General features: G+C 71.9%; 1 protein-coding gene. It reads right to left on the bottom strand.

Going from position 1 to position 1,485, the window contains the following annotated elements; genetic code table 11:
- A partial coding sequence (locus ACZ562_RS38335; RefSeq protein ID WP_471189354.1) for an acetyl/propionyl/methylcrotonyl-CoA carboxylase subunit alpha occupies positions 1-1,485 on the bottom strand: 1,485 nt, incomplete at both ends.

The following is a 1,485-nucleotide window of genomic DNA, read 5'->3' as shown; positions in this document are numbered from 1 at the left end:
CGTGCCGGACTTGTGCGCGTTGAGCGGCTGTTCCATCTTCATCGCCTCGAGTACGACGATCAGGTCGCCTTCCTTGACTTCCTGGCCCTCCTCGACGGCGACCTTGACGATGGTGCCCTGCATCGGGGAGGCCAGGGTGTCGCCGGAGGCGGCCGGGCCGGACTTCTTCGCCGCCCGCCGCTTCGGCTTGGCACCCGCCGCCAGCCCGGTGCGGGCCAGCGACATGCCCAGCGAGGACGGCAGGGAGACCTCCAGTCGCTTGCCGCCGACCTCGACGACCACCGTCTCGCGGTCCGGCTCCTCCTCCGCCTCCACGGCCGTGGGAGCGGTGAACGGCTTGATGTCGTTGACGAACTCGGTCTCGATCCACCGGGTGTGGACCGTGAACGGCTCGGCGGAACCGGTCAGTTCGGGCGCGAACGCCGGGTCGGTGACCACCGCGCGGTGGAAGGGGATCGCGGTGGCCATGCCCTCGACCTGGAACTCCTCCAGCGCCCGGGCGGCGCGCTGCAGGGCCTGCTCGCGGGTGGTGCCGGTGACGATCAGCTTGGCCAGCAGCGAGTCCCACGCCGGCCCGATCACGCTGCCGGACTCCACCCCCGCGTCCAGCCGCACGCCCGGACCGGACGGCGGGGCGAACGTGGTGACGGTGCCGGGGGCGGGCAGGAAGCCCCGGCCCGGGTCCTCGCCGTTGATCCGGAACTCGAAGGAATGCCCGCGCAGCGGCGGGTCGTCGTAGCCGAGGGGTTCGCCGTCGGCGATGCGGAACATCTCCCGCACCAGGTCGATGCCGGCGACCTCCTCGGTGACCGGATGCTCGACCTGCAGACGGGTGTTGACCTCCAGGAAGGAGATCGTGCCGTCCAGGCCGACCAGGAACTCCACGGTGCCGGCACCGACGTAACCGGCCTCCTTCAGGATCGCCTTCGAGGCGCTGTACAGCTCGGCCACCTGCGCCTGGCTCAGGAACGGCGCCGGGGCCTCCTCGACCAGCTTCTGATGCCGGCGCTGCAGCGAGCAGTCCCGCGTCGAGACGACCACCACGTTGCCGTGGGAGTCGGCCAGGCACTGGGTCTCCACGTGCCGGGGCTTGTCGAGGTAGCGCTCCACGAAGCACTCGCCACGCCCGAACGCGGCCACCGCCTCACGCACCGCCGACTCGTACAGCTCCGGCACCTCCTCCAGGGTGCGGGCCACCTTCAGGCCGCGCCCGCCGCCGCCGAACGCGGCCTTGATCGCGATCGGCAGACCGTGCTGCTCGGCGAACGCGACGACCTCCTCCGCACCGCTGACGGGATCCGGCGTGCCGGCCACCAGCGGCGCACCCGCCCGCTGGGCGATGTGCCGGGCGGCGACCTTGTCGCCCAGGTCCCGGATGGCCTGCGGCGGCGGCCCGATCCAGATCAGTCCGGCATCCAGCACGGCCTGGGCGAAGTCGGCGTTCTCCGACAAGAACCCGTAGCCGGGATGGATCGCGTCCGCGCC

The sequence above is a fragment of the Streptomyces sp. NPDC040410 genome (assembly GCF_055595715.1).
Note: the sequence above shows the minus strand (reverse complement) of the source record. Positions and strands in the feature narration are given on the sequence as shown.